The sequence below is a fragment of the Pseudomonas sp. 3A(2025) genome (genome assembly GCF_054589175.1).
The window spans coordinates 196,797-213,277 of the sequence record NZ_BAAILM010000031.1 but is presented as its reverse complement, the minus strand read 5'-3'; the positions used below and the strand labels follow the sequence as shown (position 1 = coordinate 213,277).

Genomic DNA, 16,481 nt, shown 5'->3' with positions numbered 1-16,481 from the left:
GCTGACTGAGATCTCGGTATTGTCCGATTTGAATGGTGACGCGTTCTTCGATACTGAGTTCGGTATAAGACATCGCGGCACCTTACCGGAGGTAGAGGTGTTGCACTCAGTTTTTGCGGCCGCCTTATGAGAAAAAATCTGACTATGTATTAACAGACAGCAGGGACGGTATGAAACAGCAAGCTTACATCGGCGCGCTGAGTATAGACCTGCCCGGAGCAACTCCAGAAAATATAAACCTGCAAGTGGCACTGACGGGAGACCCCGTAGACTACGATTCCTGGATGAATATACGTAACAAGAATGGCTTTGCAAAACCTGAACCTATCATGCAGGACCTTGGAGGGTACTGGCTGAAAGATAGTCGCTGCCAATGGGTCCCCCACCAACAAGGGCAAGGTCTGCGCTTGATTGGCCCCTTCAAATTGATACCCAACACATTTGCATCTCTTCCACGCAAGCTGTACCTGCGAGTGAAATACAGCACGCCACTGATAAAAATGCTTGAGGTGCATCGGTATATAGGGGGCGAGGAAGGCCTGGTTTTCGCAGTGTCGACAGGCGACGATGTGATTCCATTGCGCAGCGCGGGAACACCTGCTCTAAATCAGGCACGACTCTACAACGTTCGCGTCCAGGATGGTTCGATGATTTCGCACACCAAGGACAAACCATGAGTATTCATCCTTCTGGTAGGCGTAAAAAAAGCTTGTTTTCCAGGCAGGACTATCTTGCACCGCTGCCCCTGCCTACCGGAAAAAAACCTGGTGACTCGATGGGGATTATCTGGCGAAAAAATGACGTCTTCATGGATATCAGTAACTACAGTATCGGTTCGGGCATTATGATACTTTGGCCTATGATCATGATTTTTTGTGGCACAGCTTATGTAACGAACGACATTGGAACTCTACTTCTGGGGGCAGTCATAACAGGGCCGCCTTGCCTGATGCTGATTTATATACTTTGGCGCCCGACGCCCCTTCCCATCCGTTTCAATCGCCAACGCCGAGAGGCCTGCTTTCTGAAAAAAAATGGTGACTACTGGATCGTTCCCTGGGAAAGCGTCGTTGCCGCTGCCACCCAAGTATCGTCAACGAGTCAAAGCGGAAACATCAGCCACGGCATGCTATTTATTAGTTTGGAAAACCCGGACCCAAACGCCACGAAAGATAACAAGTACTTCACAATGGGCTTCGGCTGTGGCGGCGGAGAAACAGCCATGGCGCTGTGGGAATGCGTACGCACTTACATGGAAGTCGGTCCCGACGCAGTAACCGACACAACAGACAGGTTCTCCCGAAAAAAAGGAATTCTGGCCACCTATCTGGACGATGTTCTGAACGCCGCCAAGCGCAAAGGCTGGTTCATGACTCTGCTCTGGGAGGGTTTTTTCGGGCTCTTCATTTTCAATACATTGCTGATCGATGTGCTGGAGCGCTGGAAGCTCTACCCACTGCCCGACCTTGATCATCCCGACATCATCGAATGGTCCAAACCCCTGCCCCGCGAACAATGGGCCAGCCCATCCCCTGAGCTTCAAGCGGCTCTGGCCAAAATGGGCATCGAGCCGGAGCGAGGTATGACATCTTGTAAAGATTCCGCCTCAGAAACCACCTAAACCCGATAAAACCCGCAAAGGTCATCACACAACCCTATTGACATAGCTACGCAGCCCAGCGAATAATCGCCACCAAGTTGTATGATGACATTTATGAAAAGCCCCGAATAAATACAAAATCACAGGCCGCCATGAAAAATTCTCGTATCGTTTTTACAGTCTTCCCTACTGGACACACCACGCTGCGCATCGGCTGAGGCCGCGCGTATCACTCTTTTTTTGGAGCAGGCGGGGCGCCACAGGCACCCGTCGCGGCGGTTCAGTAGTGGCGACTCTGTTCAGCTTGCTGTTGCTCATTTTATTTATCGACCGCTGCCGGGCTTGATCGCGCTAAAGCGATTGGGTCCGGCGCAGGCGCAGGCGGCTGCCGTTGAGGTGCAGGTACATCGCGGCACGCGCGGCGTCGACGTTGCCCTGAACGATGGCGTCATAGATTTGCCGGTGTTCGGCGTTGATGCCTTGCAGGTAGGCGGCGCGGTCGCTTTGGCCGGTGTAGGCCGAGTTCATGCGGGTGCGCGGGATCAGCTTGGTGCCCAGGTGCTTCATGATATCGATCAGGTAGGCATTGCCGCTGGCCTTGGCGATCTTGAGGTGGAACTGGAAATCGGCATTGATAGTGGTGCCCGACTTCTGCGGCCCTTCAAGCAACGCATCGAATGCGAGCTTGAGTTCCAGCAGCGCTTCAGGGGTACGGCGCGCTGCGGCCATGCCAGCCGTTTCTACCTCGACACTCAGGCGAAACTCCAGCAGGTTGAGCACGTCGGACAACGTGGCGATGGTCGCCGGCCCCACGCTGAAGCCCTCGGGCGCCGGCATGTCGAGAATGAAGGTGCCGACCCCGTGGCGGGTTTCGACCAGCCCTGCGGCTTGCAACCGCGACAGGGCATCGCGCACCACGGTGCGGCTGACGCCTTCGGCCTCCATGATCAGCGCTTCCGATGGCAGCTTTTCACCGTGGCGCAACACACCGTCGCGCATGCGCTGGGCAAAGCGGTCGACCAGGGTCTCGGCCAGGCGTCGATGGTTTTTTTGCGCAGTCAGGGCGTGCTCGGACATTACAGCCTCGTTCTTGTCGGATGCCGCGAGTATAGGCCGCACGCCGGGACAAAACACACCCACAACCTCTTCAGGACTTGACCCAGCAATATGGACCAACCATCCCCGGCCTCGGGCCGTCGTTCGAACCTGACCCAGCAACTGGTCGCCGAGCTATCGCGCAGGATTCGTGAGGGCGAGATCAGGAGCGGCGAAAAACTGCCGACCGAGCTGGCTATCAGTCGTGATAACGGCGTCAGCCGCACCGTCGTACGTGAGGCCATGTCGCGCTTGCAGGCCGAGGGTCTGGTCGAAACCCGCCATGGCATCGGCACCTTTGTCGTCGATGCCGCGCAACCGCGCAGTGCCACGCTTGAAGAGGCGCATATCGGCAGCCGCGAAGACGCCGTCGCGGTCCTTGAACTGCGCCTGAGCCTGGAGCCGGAGGCCGCCGCCCTCGCCGCCCGGCGCCGCACCCCGGAACAACTTGAAGCCATCGCCCAGGCGCTGCAACAGTTGCAGGCGTGCGTGCGCAACGGTGGCGACACGGTGCAGGCCGACTATGAATTCCACCGCCGGATCGCCCTGTGCACCACCAACAGTTTTTTCACCGATGTGATGAACCAGTTGGGCAGCAGCATCCTGCCACGCATCGGCACCGGCTTCGGCAATCAACCGGTGCTGGCGGATGCCCAGGATCCTGAGGCACAAAGCCGCGAGCAGGAGCAGATCTTCACCGCCATCCTGCATCAGGACAGCGACACGGCCCGCGCGGCGATGCGCCTGCATTTGATCAATTGCCTGCAACGGCTGGCGACAAACAGTTAGCGACTTGTTTGTTGATCGTTTACCATGCCGCCCGTCGGTTTCCGAGAGGAACTAACAGGGAATTCGCAGGCCGTGCCCGCACGCGCCGACAACGAAACTGCCCCCGCAACTGTAGGCATCGAGCCGCTCCATTGAGGTCACTGGGTCAACCCGGGAAGGCCGGAGCAAGGCGTAGACGTGCCAGTCAGGAGACCTGCCGACATACACTTTTACTGACCGGCGGGGTGTCCGGGAAGGACATCCGCGCGCGCCTGTCGGTCGTGTGTCTTGCCGCCTCCTGTCGGTCGGGAAGCGGCCGCGATGTATTTCCTGCCTGTACACTGCGCCCCGCTTTTGTACGAATGGAGATCGCCTGTCATGTCGCTGCCTCGCCTGGCCACCCTGTTTGCTGCCTTGGGCTTTTCCAGCCTGAGCCTCGCCGCGCCCACTCAATACCCGTTGACCCTGGAAAACTGCGGCATGCCGCTGACCTTCGCCAAGGCGCCGGACAAGGCAGTGACCATCGGCCAGGCCGGAACCGAAATGTTCTATGAGCTGGGCCTGGGCGAGCGCCTGGCCGGCACGTCGTTGTGGTTCAACAATGTGCAGCCGCGCTTCAAGGAGCAAAACGACAAGGTCGAGCGCCTGGCAGACAACGACCCAAGCTTTGAGGCAGTGATCGGCAAGCGTCCGGGGCTGGTGGCCGTGCAGCTGGAATGGATGGTCGGCAAACAGGGCGTGGTCGGCACCCGCGAACAGTTTCATGACTTGAAGATTCCGACCTACATCATGCCGTCCGACTGTGAAGGCAAGGACAACCTGGTCGGCGCCGACGGCACGCGGCTGGAGCCGTTTCGCATCGACACCATCTACAAGAGCGTCGAGCAACTGGCGCAGATCTTCGACGTTCAGGATCGCGGCCAGCAGGTGGTCAGCGAGCTGAAGGCACGGCTGGCCAAGGCGCTGGCCAACGTTGACCGCAACAAGGCCAAGGACGTGTCGGCGGTGTTCTGGTTTTCCAGCGCTGACCTCGATATCGACCCGTATGTCGCCGGTCGCAAGGGCATCCCGGACTTCATGCTCAACAGCCTGGGCATGCGCAACATCGTCGAGTCCGACGAAGAGTGGCCGACCGTGGGCTGGGAAACCATTGCCAAGGCCAACCCGAGCATTCTGGTGATCGCACGTATGGACCGCCGCCGCTTCCCGGCCGACGATTACACCAAAAAACTGGAATTTCTCAAATCGGACCCGGTGACGCGCAACATGGACGCGGTGAAAAACGACCGCATCGTGATCATCGACGCGGATGCCATGCAGGCCAGCCTGCGCATGTTCACCGGCATCGAAGAACTGGCCGACGCCGCTGACCGGTTCAACAAATCCAAATGAAGCCATGGGTCTTGTTGGGCCATGCCCTGTGGGTCAGCGTCGTGCTGGTGCTGGCGGTGATCGCCGGTGCTGCCATTGGCGAAACCCGCATCAGTATGGAAGTGGTCTGGCAGATCCTCGCCAATAAACTGTGGGGCGCCGGTTACCTGGTCGACCCTATCGATGAAGGCATCATCTGGAATTACCGCCTGACCCGCGCCATCGTCGCCGCCGCCTGCGGCGCGGGCCTGGCGCTGTCAGGTGTAGTCTTGCAGTCGCTGCTGCGCAACCCGCTGGCCGAGCCGTACCTGCTGGGCATTTCAGCCGGTGCCTCGACCGGCGCGGTGCTGGTGGCGTTGCTGGGTCTGGGTGCCGGGGCCATCTCTTTATCGGCCGGCGCGTTTGTCGGTGCGATGGCGGCGTTTGCGATGGTCACCCTGCTCGCCCGCTCGTCCCAGGGCTCCAGCGCGGCCGGGCATATCATTCTGGCGGGCATTGCAGGCTCGCAATTGTTCAACGCGCTGACCTCGTTTCTGATCACCAAGTCAGCCAGTTCCGAACAGGCACGCGGCATCATGTTCTGGTTGCTGGGCAACCTCAGCGGTGTGCGCTGGCATTCGGTGTGGCTGGCGGTGCCGGTGGTGCTGGCCGGCCTGTTGGTGTGCATGTGGCATCGGCGGGCGCTGGATGCGTTCATGTTCGGCAGCGATTCGGCCGCCTCGCTGGGCATTCCGGTGCGCCGTGTGCAGGTGCTGCTGATCACCTGCGCCGCGCTGATGACGGCGGTGATGGTGTCGATTGTCGGCTCCATCGGTTTCGTCGGCCTGGTGATTCCGCATGCAGTGCGCATGCTGGTCGGCGTGCGCCACGCGCGGCTGGTGCCGGTCAGCGCATTGTGCGGCGCGCTGTTTCTGATTGCCGCCGATGTGCTGTCGCGTACGCTGATCAAGGGCCAGACCCTGCCGGTCGGGGTGATTACCGCGCTGATCGGCGCACCGGTGTTTGCGCTGATCCTGATCCGGGGGAAGAGCCCGCGATGAATGCCTTCTCTCATCTGCTCGACACTGCGGCGCTGAGCTGCATGGCGCTGACCCATATCATCAAGGGCCAGGCGCTGCTGCAGGATGTCAGCCTGAGCGTGGTTCCCGGTGAAACGCTGGGCATTGTCGGCCCCAACGGCTCGGGCAAGTCGACGCTGCTCAAGCTGCTGTCGGGCATTCAGGCGCCCAGCGCCGGTTGCGTACACCTGGCCGGCCAGCCGCTGGCGCAGATGAAGCGTCGCGACGTGGCGCGCTTGCTGGCGGTGGTCGAACAACAGGCCGAAACCAGCGACAGCATCACCGTGCGCGATGCGGTGGAACTGGGCCGTACGCCGTGGCTGTCGGCCTTGACGCCATGGAGCGGCGCGGACGACGACATCGTCCGTCAGGCGCTCGAAGACGTCGGCCTGCTGCACCTGCGCGAACGTCATTGGCAAACCCTGTCCGGCGGCGAACGCCAGCGCGCGCACATCGCCCGCGCACTGGCGCAACGGCCGCAGATTCTGCTGCTGGATGAGCCGACCAATCACCTGGATATCCAGCATCAGTTGAGCATTCTCGGGCTGGTCAAGGCCTTGCCGGTAACCACGGTGATTGCCCTGCACGACCTCAATCAGGCACTGGAATGCGACCGCCTGGCGATGCTGCACGGCGGACGCCTGATCGCCCTCGGCCTGCCCCATGACGTGCTCACCCCGGAACGCCTGCACAGCACCTTTGGCGTACAGGGCCGCTGGCTGACCGACCCGTTCGACGGCACACGGATACTGCGTTTGCGCGCGCTCTAACTTACTACTTTCTCTGACTACCAAGCGGAAAACTCTGGATATGCGTATTGCTTCCACGCTGGCGTCCCTCGCCCTGCTGTTTTGCAGCCAGGCCATGGCCGAGGTTCATGAAGTCAAAATGCTCAACCGCGGCGAGGCCGGCAGCATGGTTTATGAGCCGGACTTTCTGCGTGTCGCTCCCGGCGATACGGTGAAGTTCATCGCCACCCACAGCACCCATAACGCCGCGACGATTCCTGGCCTGCTGCCCGACGGCGCGGCGGCCTTCAAAGGCAAGATCAACGAGCAGATCGAGGTGCAGCTCGACGTCCCCGGCGTGTACGGCATCCAGTGCATTCCGCACATGGCGATGGGCATGGTCATGCTGATTCAGGTGGGTGAGCCGGGCCCGAATGCGCCGGTGATTCCAGACGCCCTGCCACAGCGTGCCAGCGAGCGTTTGAATGCGATCGTCGCCCGGCAATGGTCTGGGCAATAAACCCTTTTTATAAATGGGTGGGCGGTTGTAAAACGTCCTACAGGCAGGTCAGGAAAAATCGTCGATGAAATCAGCGTACTCCTTCGAACAGCGACTGCTGATTCGAGTGGCCCTGCGATTGAACGTAATGGGCAGAGAACCTAAGCTCTTGACCACCCCATACGGCACAGGTGATGCAAGATGAGATTCCAGAATTTCTTTTCTAAAAAGCTGATCCATGAAGTCAACCTCAAGCTAATGGCTTCATACCCGAATCATGATGCTTCATTGCCCATAGAGCTGCAGGGTGTCATTTCACCCTACAAGAAAACACCCGCCGAACTGCGTGCCGCCTTTGAAGAAGCAGCCCGACGCCTGAAGCAGGCATGAGCAGATGGCCAACGGGAATTACAACTACATCTACAGGGAGTTGGTAGAGAGCGAGACCGATATTCTGGGTATCCTCGCTTACTCCGCTTACAAGCGTCAGAAGATCGAGTTCATTCAGGGCTTCAGACAGAAAACCGGAAAGGAGCCCAGTGATACGGATCTCACACCTTTCAACGATCTCAGTAACAGTGCCTCGCAACTGGAGAACTACCGGAACCAGGCCAACCAGTTGGCGCAGGGTTTTCTTGATTTGTCACTGCAAAACCAGACAGAAGAATTGCAAGCCTATTACTCTGTCCGAAGCAGTCAGGAGATCAAGAATTCACGGCCCGGATTCTGGCAGGGTGTCAGCCAAAGCGTGATCGGCTCCGTTGTGTTTGTCCTGTTGCTTGGCTTTCTGGTGTTTTTTGCCTGGAGCCTTAATCAAGGCCCCAAGCAAGTCATCGAACAGGTTTTCGACGTTCAGATCATTGATAAAAAGAGCGCTCGCCCGGTTCTATGAATCAAGCCAGCAAACACCCCTTCTTCTTCAAGCTCTCGATCACCCATGAGCGGTCATTCTGCCCCTTGGCAATCTGCTCCAGTTGCTTCTGTTCCGCACCATTCTTGGCCGCCGCACGGTCATAGACCTCAGCCACTTGATCGAAAGGCACGCAGAGCAAGCCATCATCGTCACCGATCACCAGGTCGCCGGCTTCGATGACCATGCCGTCGATGGCGATCGGCACATTGATTTCGCCTGGGCCGTCCTTGTACGGGCCACGGTGCGAGACGCCGGCGGCAAACAACGGAAACTCGCCCGCGCCAATGCTCGCCGCATCGCGAATCGCGCCGTTGATCACGATGCCGGCCACGCCGCGCTGAATGGCATAGGCCACCATCATTTCGCCGATCAGGGCATTACTCAGGTCACCGCCGGCATCCACCACGATCACATCGCCGGGCGCAGCAATGTCCAGCGCGTAATGCAGCATCAGGTTGTCGCCGGGACGGGCCTTGACGGTCAGTGCGGGGCCGGCCAGTACGCCCTTGCTGTGCATCGGACGCAGCCTGGCGCCAGCGGCGGTCATGCGGTGCATCGAGTCACTGACATTGGCCACCGGCACTTCGCGGTAACGCTCAACCCACTCTGCGCTGACCTTGCGGGCCGGTTGCAGCACTCTGAATCCAATGCTCATCGAGAATTCCTCTGTTGGTTTTATAAGGGATTGCTCGCCTGTCGAGCGAAGCTAAATTCAGAATGGCATTTCATTTTTATCAAATCAATACCCATTAATCCGTTTTAAATCGATAAAAATGCACCTGAAAAAACTATATTGAAACGTCGTTTCATTATGTTAGGGTTGAGGCTGTCTTCTGCCCGCCACTCTGCGCGACGCTTACCAGACACCGACAACAACAAGGTGTACCCATGTCCGAAACCATGACTCGAACCATTGTGCTGACCGGCCCGGCCCTGACCGCCGATGCCATGAACCACGCTGCCGCCAAAGGCATCAGGGTAATTCCCACCACGCCCTACGCTGCCGATGAGCTGCTGGACGTGATCCGTACCGAGCAACCCGATGCGATCATCGTGCGTCAGGGGCAACTGACCCGGGAGATGATCGAGGCCTCGGCCAACCTGTCGATCATCGCCAAACACGGGGTCGGCTATGACAGCATCGATATCCAGGCGGCGGCCGCGTGCGGGGTGCCGGTGACCATTGCGCTGGGTGCCAATGCCCAGTCGGTTGCCGAACACGCCTTTGCCTTGCTGTTCAGTGTTGCCCGGCAGACAGCTTTGCTCGATGCACGCCTGCGCGACGGCCATTGGGACAAGGCCACCGCCAACGGTGTCGAGCTGTACGGCAAGACCCTGGGGCTGGTCGGACTCGGCTCGATTGGCGGTATTCTGATGGACCTGGTGGCGCCGCTGGGCATCAAGGTCAAGGTCTTCGACCCTTATCTGGCGCAGATGCCCGAGCGTGCGCATGTCGAGCGTGGATACGACTTCGACCGGCTGCTGGCCGACAGCGACATCATCAGCCTGCATTGCCCGCTGACCGACGCCAATCGCCAGTTGTTCAGCACGGCGCAATTTGCACGCATGCGCCCTGGCAGCATTCTGATCAACACCGCGCGTGGCGAACTGGTGGACACCGAGGCACTGATCGAGGCCCTCAGCGAGCGGCACATCGGCGGCGCCGGCCTGGACACCTTCAGCCCTGAACCGTTGCCCGCCGACAGCGCGCTATTGGGCCTGCCCAACGTGGTGATGACCCCGCATGTAGGCGCCAATACCACCGAAGCCCGCGACCGGGTCGGCTTGCTGGCGTTGCAGCAGATCATCGGCCTGTGGGAAGGCCGGGCGCCCGAACCGCGCAGCGTGGTCAACCGCCACTTGCTTGACAGCTAGGCAAGCGCCCCTGTACTGCCTCTCTGTCAAAGAGGGGCCTGTGTCGAAATATAAAGCTCCAGAAAAACAACAACGGAGAACGCCATGACTACAGCCACTCCCCAGGTCTCAGAGCTTGAACGCTCGACCATGCACCGCGTCGCCTGGCGACTGTTACCCTTCCTGATCATTTGTTATCTGATCGCGATCATCGATCGCGGCAATATCGGCATGGCTTCGTTGCAAATGAACGAGGACCTGGCGCTGTCGGCCAAGGTCTTCGGCTTTGCCAGCAGCCTGTTTTTCGTCGCCTATTTTCTACTGGAAGTGCCCAGCAACCTGGCCATGCAGAAGTTCGGCGCGCGCATCTGGATCGCCCGGATCATGATTACCTGGGGTGTGATCTCGGCCGGTACGGCGCTGGTTCAGGGCGCCAACTCGCTGTACGTGATGCGCTTTCTGCTAGGCGCGGCCGAGGCGGGCTTTTTCCCCGGTGTGCTGCTGTACCTCACCTACTGGCTGCCGGCCGCCTATCGCGGGCGCATGGTCGCGCTGTTCATGGTGGCGATTCCGGCGGCCAACTTCATTGGCTCGCCCTTGTCGGGCCTGCTGTTGAGCCTGGATGGCTGGATGGGCATGCGCGGCTGGCACTGGCTGTTCATTCTTGAAGGCATTCCGGCGGTGTTGCTGGGCATCGCCTGCCTGTTTGTACTCACCGACCGCCCGGAACAGGCCAAATGGCTGACCGATGAGCAACGCGGCTGGCTGATTCAGCGCCTGGCCGAAGAACGCGGACGCAAGACCGCCATCGGCCATATCTCGCTGTGGAAACTGCTGCGCCACAAGGATATCTGGATCATGGCGCTGATCTACTCGGGCGCCTCGGCGGCCGGCAGCACGCTAAGCGTCTGGGGGCCACAGCTGCTCAAATCGTTCGGGCTGACGTCCATGGAGGTGGGTCTGGTCAATGCCATTCCTTACGGCCTGGCTTCGGTGCTGATGATCTTCTGGGGCCGCAGCTCCGACCGTACCGGCGAACGCCGCTGGCACACGGCATGTACCCTGCTGTTGATTGCCATCGGCCTGCTGATGACCCTGTTCACCACCAACCTGGCGTTGACGGTGATCATGCTGAGCCTGGTACTGGTTGGCGCCTACTCGATGAAAGGGCCGTTCTGGGCGCTGGCGTCCGGCTGGTTGTCGCCCTCCACCGCCGCTGCAGGCCTGGCCGCCATTGGCGCAATGGCCAACCTGATCGGCGGTGGCGTGATGGTCAACGTCTATGGTGCTATCCACGACGCGACCGGCAGCCATTCCCTGGCCCTGATGCCACTCGCAGCCTTGTGCACACTGGGCGGTATTCTGGTGGTGATCATGGGCCGCAAGAGTCAGCACGAACAGGCGCAACACAACGAGCCGCTCAAGGCGTCGTAGAAGCGTTCCGGCAGCCCAGGCTGCGCATCAGGGTTTGCGCCGCATCATGCAGCAAACCCTGAACCGAGCGGGCATGCTCCTCGGTCAGCCGGCTGGCCGGGCCGGACACGACCAACGCGCCGATCACGGCGTGTTGGGCATCGTAGATCGGCAAGGCCATCGAGGCCGCGTGCGGGTCGGTCACGCCACAGGAATAGAAAGCCGTTTGCAGGCCGACACCTTTTTCGTAAGGGGTCAGCAGCGCCTGCGCGCCGGCGGCGTTGTCCATCGGCCGCATATCACCGGGTTGCAAGTGCAGGCGCAGGCGATGCGGTGAATTGACCCGATACTGGCACAAACGATACGCACCGTGGCGCACATAGAAAGACGCGGTTTCGCCGATACCTTCGGTCAGTTGATGCAGTAACGGCATGATATGCCGCTCAAGGTCCAGGGCATCCTGGTACACCGCATTCAGGCGCATGACCTCGCTGGCCAGCTGATAGCGTCCATCGGCCATGCGTGTAATCAACCCATGAGTTTCCAGAGACACCATCAGGCGCATGATCGTGCTCTTGTTCAACTCGGTCCGCTCGACCAGCTCGACCAGGCTGAGCGCCGAATCGCCGATCCTGAAGGCGGTCAGCACCGTCAGCACCCGGTCTGCCGAGGCCACACCATTGACTGCCGGACGCGGCTTTACTTTCAACATTGGGACAAACCTCGATTCAACTGGCCCATGGCTGAAAGCACAGGGCGAAATGACCGGGATTATCCGTCAAAGCGGCGACCCACCGCTATCTCAAAGCCGTCAATGCGAGCGCGAGCGCCGCACCTCCGCGCGTTGCAAGGTCATGCTCGGCGTCTCGTCGAACAGTTTGCGGTACTCGCTGGAAAACCGTCCCAAATGGCTGAAACCCCATTCCATGGCGATCGCCGAGATATTGCGCATGCCGCCACCTTCGAGGATTTCCTGGCGTACGGCGCTCAGGCGATGTTTCTTCAGGTAGGCCATGGGCGACATTTCGATGTACTTGCGAAAGCCTTCGAACAGCTTGAAGCGCGAGACACCGCTGGCGATTTCGATGTCTTCGACACACAGTTCTTCGCGGGCGTGGCGGTGGATGTAGTCCCTGGCGCGCACCAGGTAATGCGGCATGCGGGTGCCCAGCGTGTCGCGCAACGAGTCGGAATAGTTGTTGGGCTGGGCCAGGATCAGGCCCTTGACCAGCGCGCTTTCCAGATCGCGGTTGAACAACAGCTGGCCGTACAGCTCGCCGGATTCCATTTCTTCGATGAAGTGCTTGGCCATGCGCCACCAGGATGCGGTCGCACCCTGCACCGCATCCATGCCGGCGGCGAAACGCAAGGGCTCGCCGATCGGACGCTGGAGCATGTCTTCGAGAGATTTGTTCATGGCAGCGCGGCTGATCACCACCTGTAATTTGCGGCAATTGCCGGAGATGCTCAGTTCCTGGCTTTCGTTGGGGGCCACGATCACGCCTTGCTCGGGGTTGGAGAGCAAGCGCTTGCCGGCCTTGTGCAGTTCCTGTTCACCGCACAGCGGCAGGCTGATGCTGTAGCTGTTGAAGCTGTCGAGATCGTCGATACCCACGGTGACGTCGGTGCCGTACTCGATGATGCCCAGCGTGGTCGACATCGACGTCAGCACATTGGCGCTGTGGCGAAACTGGATACGGCCCGGGCTGCTGGCTTTGAGCAGGTGGGGCCCACAGATATGCGACATCCACGAGCAGGCGCCGGCCAGGTCGAAATGATCGGCATGGATATCACGCAGGTGAGACTCAGGATTCAGACTCATCACGGCACTCTTCAAGGCGGTTTCACGGCTGTTTGGTACGCGCTCTGCGGCGCATCTGCGTGACATCGATGCAAGCGGCAGGCCACGCAGGGCCTGCTGAAACAAACCCGCACTTATCGGATAGCAATCGCTCACTAATCGGATAGCGCCGTCAAAATCCCCTGCAAGCCGGCTGTTCCAGGCGTATGTGATGCCCCTTGATAGAGCAACCCTGCACCCGCTTGTGGCCAGATGCTGGGTACTACCGACCCAACCTTGTTACCTGAATGCGCAGGTCAAAGGTCGAGCAGTTGCCGGGCAGCCTGATACAGCGGTGTGCCAGGCTCGCCCAATTGCAGCACCACATCGAAGTGATTTCTGCCCGGTGCCTCGACAAAACGCCCAGGCAACCCTTCGACGCACCAGGCATCGAGATAAGCGTGGGACTGGCGTGCAAACTCCTCGGTCTCCAGCGCCCCGTAGCTGACCACCAGCGGCGTGCTGTGCGCCGGCAGATGAAACAGCGGGCTATTGCGCCGCGCCGACGTCTCATCCAGGTGCATCCAGGCATTGATATGCGTGGCCAGCAAAGGCTGCAAATCAAACAGCCCGCTGATCGGCAAGGCGCCGTGCAGCACCGAATCGGGCACGCCGTACTGCGCCTGCCAGCCACCGGCCAGCAACATGCCCACCAGATGCCCGCCCGCCGAACTGCCGCTGGCGACGATGCGCGCAGGATCGCCACCGAACTCTGCAATATGCGCATGCACCCAGGCCAGGGCACGACGGGTCTGGTCGACGATATGGTCGAGGGTCACTGCCGGCGCCAGGTCGTAATCGATGACCACGACACAGGCGCCAGCGGCAGTCAGGGCGGGTGCCATAAAGGCCGAATCGGCCTTGGACAACGCCCGCCAGTAACCGCCGTGGATAAACAGCAGCACCGGTGCGTCGACGCTTGCGGCGGGGAAAATATCCAGCCGCTCGCCGACGCCCGGCCCGTAGGCAACATCCTTGAACACCTTGAGGCTGGCGTGTGCGGCATCGCTCAGGTCGCGGTACTGGCGTGGGTACTGTTCGTAGTTGTCGACGCTGGCGCGGGCGTTGTATTGCAGGTCGTAGTAGTCGTGAAGAGGGATGGTCATCGGCTGGCTCCGCGGGGATGTGCATCGATTAGGCCGCAGTTACCCGACAAGAGAAATCCGCCTGGTAGGGGATGACTATCCAGAAAATCAGAACGCCACAAGATGTTGATAATCACTCGCATCTTTCAGCCATTTGCATCGATCCACGCCCATCTGACGGGCAAAGCGTGCGGCGCGCGGCCAGTACCACTACAATGCGCGCTTTGCCCTGCGCCGGATCTCGCTCGTCATGTCCTTACCCAAGCATCACCTCGAATTGCTCAGCCCTGCCCGCGACGTCAGCATTGCCCGCGAGGCCATTCTGCATGGCGCCGACGCCGTGTACATCGGCGGTCCGAGCTTTGGCGCGCGACATAACGCCAGTAACGAGGTCAGCGAGATCGCAGAGCTGGTGAAGTTCGCCCGTCGCTACCATGCGCGGATCTTCACCACCATCAACACCATCCTTCACGACGACGAACTGGAACCGGCCCGCAAGCTGATTCACCAGCTCTACGATGCCGGTGTCGATGCGTTGATCGTCCAGGACCTGGGGGTCATGGAGCTGGACATTCCGCCCATCGAGCTGCACGCCAGCACCCAGACTGACATTCGCACCCTGGCGCGGGCGCAATTTCTCGATCAGGCCGGCTTCTCGCAACTGGTGCTGGCGCGTGAGCTGAACCTGCAAGAGATTCGCCAGATCGCCGACGGCACCGAGGCCGCTGTCGAATTCTTCATTCATGGCGCGTTGTGCGTGGCCTTCTCGGGGCAGTGCAATATCTCCCACGCCCACACCGGCCGCAGCGCCAACCGTGGCGACTGCTCGCAGGCCTGCCGCCTGCCCTACACGCTCAAGGACGATCAGGGCCGCGTCGTGGCCTTCGAGAAACACTTGCTGTCGATGAAGGACAACAACCAGAGCTCCAACCTGCGTGCGCTGGTCGAAGCCGGTGTGCGTTCGTTCAAGATCGAGGGCCGCTACAAGGATGTGAGCTATGTGAAGAACATCACCGCTTACTACCGCCAGCGCCTGGACGAAATCCTCAACGACCGCCCGGACCTGGCCCGCGCCTCCAGCGGCCACACCGCACATTTCTTCGTGCCGGATCCTGAGAAAACCTTCCACCGTGGCAGCACCGATTATTTCGTTTCCGACCGCAAGATCGACATCGGCGCCTTCGACACCCCGACCTTTACCGGTCTGCCGGTCGGCGCCATCGAGAAGCTCAACAAGCGCGACCTGATCGCTGTCACCCATGAGCCGCTGTCCAACGGCGATGGCCTCAACGTGCTGATCAAGCGTGAAGTGGTAGGCTTTCGCGCCAACATCGCCGAACTCAAAGGCGAGTTCGAAGAAGACGGCGAGAAGCGCTGGCGCTATCGCGTCGAGCCCAACGAAATGCCGGCCGCGCTGGCCAACCTGCGCCCCAACCAACCGTTGAGCCGCAACCTGGACCATAACTGGCAACAGGCACTGACCCGCACCTCGGCCGAGCGCCGTATCGGCATCCAGTGGAAAGCGGTGCTGCGCGAAGAGCGCCTGAACCTGAGCGCCACCAGTGAAGAAGGCATCAGCGTCACCGTTGCACTCGACGGCCCGTTCGGCACGGCCAACAAGCCCGAGCAGGCGCTGGAGCAACTGCGTGACCTGCTGACGCAACTGGGCACCACGATCTATCACGCCCAGGATGTGAAGCTCGACGCACCGCAAGCGTTCTTCATCCCCAACTCGCAGCTCAAGGCCCTGCGCCGCGAAGCCATCGAGGCGCTGGAAAGCGCACGCATCGCCGCACACCCGCGTGGCGGGCGTAAAGCTGAAACCACCCCGCCGCCGGTGTACCCCGAGTCGCATTTGTCGTTTCTGGCCAACGTGTATAACCAGAAGGCCCGCGACTTCTACCATCGCCATGGCGTGCAACTGATCGACGCCGCCTACGAGGCGCATGAAGAAGCCGGTGACGTGCCGGTGATGATCACCAAGCACTGCCTGCGTTTCTCGTTCAACCTGTGCCCGAAACAGGCCAAGGGCGTGACCGGCGTGCGCACCAAGGTCGCCCCGATGCAACTGGTGCACGGCGACGAAGTGCTGACCCTGACGTTCGACTGCAAACCGTGCGAGATGCACGTGGTCGGCAAGATGAAGGGCCACATCCTCGACCTGCCGCTGCCGGGCAGCCACAAGGCCGGGATCGTCGGGCATATCAGCCCGGAAGACCTGCTCAAGACCGTGAAGCGCCAGGCACCGCATTGATCA

General features: G+C 60.3%; 17 protein-coding genes and 1 riboswitch. Of the genes, 12 read left to right on the top strand and 5 right to left on the bottom strand.

The features are described 5' to 3' along the window. Positions 1-170 precede the first annotated feature (170 nt). Together ACYP2A_RS12230 and ACYP2A_RS12225 are read left to right on the top strand one after the other, a co-directional pair. On the top strand, positions 171-677 hold the full coding sequence (locus tag ACYP2A_RS12230) for a hypothetical protein (protein ID WP_459745248.1): 507 nt from the start codon (positions 171-173) through the stop codon (positions 675-677). Continuing rightward, entirely contained in the window at positions 674-1,621 is a 948-nt protein-coding gene (locus tag ACYP2A_RS12225; protein ID WP_459745247.1) for a hypothetical protein, read from the top strand. The genes ACYP2A_RS12230 and ACYP2A_RS12225 overlap by 4 nt, the downstream gene beginning before the upstream one ends. Before the next feature lie 330 nt (positions 1,622-1,951). On the opposite strand, the gene ACYP2A_RS12220 is transcribed toward ACYP2A_RS12225, so the two are convergent. Further along, positions 1,952-2,677, bottom strand: a complete 726-nt coding sequence (locus ACYP2A_RS12220) for a FadR/GntR family transcriptional regulator (protein ID WP_459745246.1) — start codon at positions 2,675-2,677, stop codon at positions 1,952-1,954. A gap of 90 nt (positions 2,678-2,767) precedes the next feature. Here ACYP2A_RS12220 and ACYP2A_RS12215 point away from each other — a divergent pair, with 90 nt between their 5' ends. The 7 genes from ACYP2A_RS12215 to ACYP2A_RS12185 all read left to right on the top strand — a co-directional run bounded on the left by ACYP2A_RS12215 (position 2,768) and on the right by ACYP2A_RS12185 (position 8,011). Then, on the top strand, positions 2,768-3,484 hold the full coding sequence (locus ACYP2A_RS12215) for a FadR/GntR family transcriptional regulator (protein ID WP_459745245.1): 717 nt from the start codon (positions 2,768-2,770) through the stop codon (positions 3,482-3,484). An 18-nt stretch (positions 3,485-3,502) separates the two neighbouring features. After that, a riboswitch (cobalamin riboswitch) is annotated at positions 3,503-3,699 on the top strand. A gap of 142 nt (positions 3,700-3,841) precedes the next feature. Further along, positions 3,842-4,855, top strand: a complete 1,014-nt coding sequence (locus tag ACYP2A_RS12210; RefSeq protein WP_459745244.1) for an ABC transporter substrate-binding protein — start codon at positions 3,842-3,844, stop codon at positions 4,853-4,855. After that, positions 4,852-5,874 (top strand): FecCD family ABC transporter permease, encoded by a 1,023-nt coding sequence (locus ACYP2A_RS12205; RefSeq protein WP_459745243.1) that lies wholly within the window; start codon positions 4,852-4,854, stop codon positions 5,872-5,874. The genes ACYP2A_RS12210 and ACYP2A_RS12205 overlap by 4 nt, the downstream gene beginning before the upstream one ends. After that, on the top strand, positions 5,871-6,662 hold the full coding sequence (locus ACYP2A_RS12200) for an ABC transporter ATP-binding protein (RefSeq protein WP_459745242.1): 792 nt from the start codon (positions 5,871-5,873) through the stop codon (positions 6,660-6,662). Before ACYP2A_RS12205 ends, ACYP2A_RS12200 begins: the two co-directional genes overlap by 4 nt. Positions 6,663-6,702: 40 nt before the next feature. Continuing rightward, positions 6,703-7,140 carry a pseudoazurin gene (locus ACYP2A_RS12195; protein ID WP_459745241.1) on the top strand — a complete coding sequence of 146 codons (438 nt, stop codon included), beginning with the start codon at positions 6,703-6,705 and terminating at the stop codon, positions 7,138-7,140. A 180-nt stretch (positions 7,141-7,320) separates the two neighbouring features. Further along, positions 7,321-7,509, top strand: coding sequence for a hypothetical protein (locus ACYP2A_RS12190; protein ID WP_459745240.1), 189 nt, complete (start codon positions 7,321-7,323; stop codon positions 7,507-7,509). A 4-nt stretch (positions 7,510-7,513) separates the two neighbouring features. Continuing rightward, positions 7,514-8,011 (top strand): hypothetical protein, encoded by a 498-nt coding sequence (locus ACYP2A_RS12185; protein ID WP_459745239.1) that lies wholly within the window; start codon positions 7,514-7,516, stop codon positions 8,009-8,011. A 1-nt stretch (position 8,012) separates the two neighbouring features. On the opposite strand, the gene ACYP2A_RS12180 is transcribed toward ACYP2A_RS12185, so the two are convergent. After that, positions 8,013-8,687 (bottom strand): RraA family protein, encoded by a 675-nt coding sequence (locus ACYP2A_RS12180; protein WP_459745238.1) that lies wholly within the window; start codon positions 8,685-8,687, stop codon positions 8,013-8,015. A 245-nt stretch (positions 8,688-8,932) separates the two neighbouring features. Between ACYP2A_RS12180 and ACYP2A_RS12175 the strand changes: the two genes are divergently transcribed. Both ACYP2A_RS12175 and ACYP2A_RS12170 read left to right on the top strand, forming a co-directional pair. Continuing rightward, positions 8,933-9,907: a hydroxyacid dehydrogenase gene (locus ACYP2A_RS12175; protein WP_459745258.1), complete on the top strand. Its 975-nt coding sequence runs from the start codon at positions 8,933-8,935 to the stop codon at positions 9,905-9,907. An 84-nt stretch (positions 9,908-9,991) separates the two neighbouring features. Further along, entirely contained in the window at positions 9,992-11,320 is a 1,329-nt protein-coding gene (locus ACYP2A_RS12170) for an MFS transporter (RefSeq protein ID WP_459745237.1), read from the top strand. Here ACYP2A_RS12170 and ACYP2A_RS12165 read toward each other — a convergent pair. The 3 genes from ACYP2A_RS12165 to ACYP2A_RS12155 all read right to left on the bottom strand — a co-directional run bounded on the left by ACYP2A_RS12165 (position 11,307) and on the right by ACYP2A_RS12155 (position 14,245). Next, positions 11,307-12,011, bottom strand: a complete 705-nt coding sequence (locus ACYP2A_RS12165; protein ID WP_459745236.1) for an IclR family transcriptional regulator — start codon at positions 12,009-12,011, stop codon at positions 11,307-11,309. The two genes, ACYP2A_RS12170 and ACYP2A_RS12165, sit on opposite strands and share 14 nt — an antisense overlap. A 99-nt stretch (positions 12,012-12,110) precedes the next feature. Continuing rightward, positions 12,111-13,121, bottom strand: a complete 1,011-nt coding sequence (locus ACYP2A_RS12160) for an AraC family transcriptional regulator (RefSeq protein ID WP_459745235.1) — start codon at positions 13,119-13,121, stop codon at positions 12,111-12,113. A 275-nt stretch (positions 13,122-13,396) separates the two neighbouring features. Further along, positions 13,397-14,245 carry an alpha/beta hydrolase gene (locus ACYP2A_RS12155; RefSeq protein WP_459745234.1) on the bottom strand — a complete coding sequence of 283 codons (849 nt, stop codon included), beginning with the start codon at positions 14,243-14,245 and terminating at the stop codon, positions 13,397-13,399. 229 nt (positions 14,246-14,474) lie between these two features. Between ACYP2A_RS12155 and ACYP2A_RS12150 the strand changes: the two genes are divergently transcribed. Then, a complete protein-coding gene (locus tag ACYP2A_RS12150) occupies positions 14,475-16,478 on the top strand; it encodes a peptidase U32 family protein (RefSeq protein WP_459745233.1) in 2,004 nt (667 codons plus the stop codon). Positions 16,479-16,481: the final 3 nt, after the last annotated feature.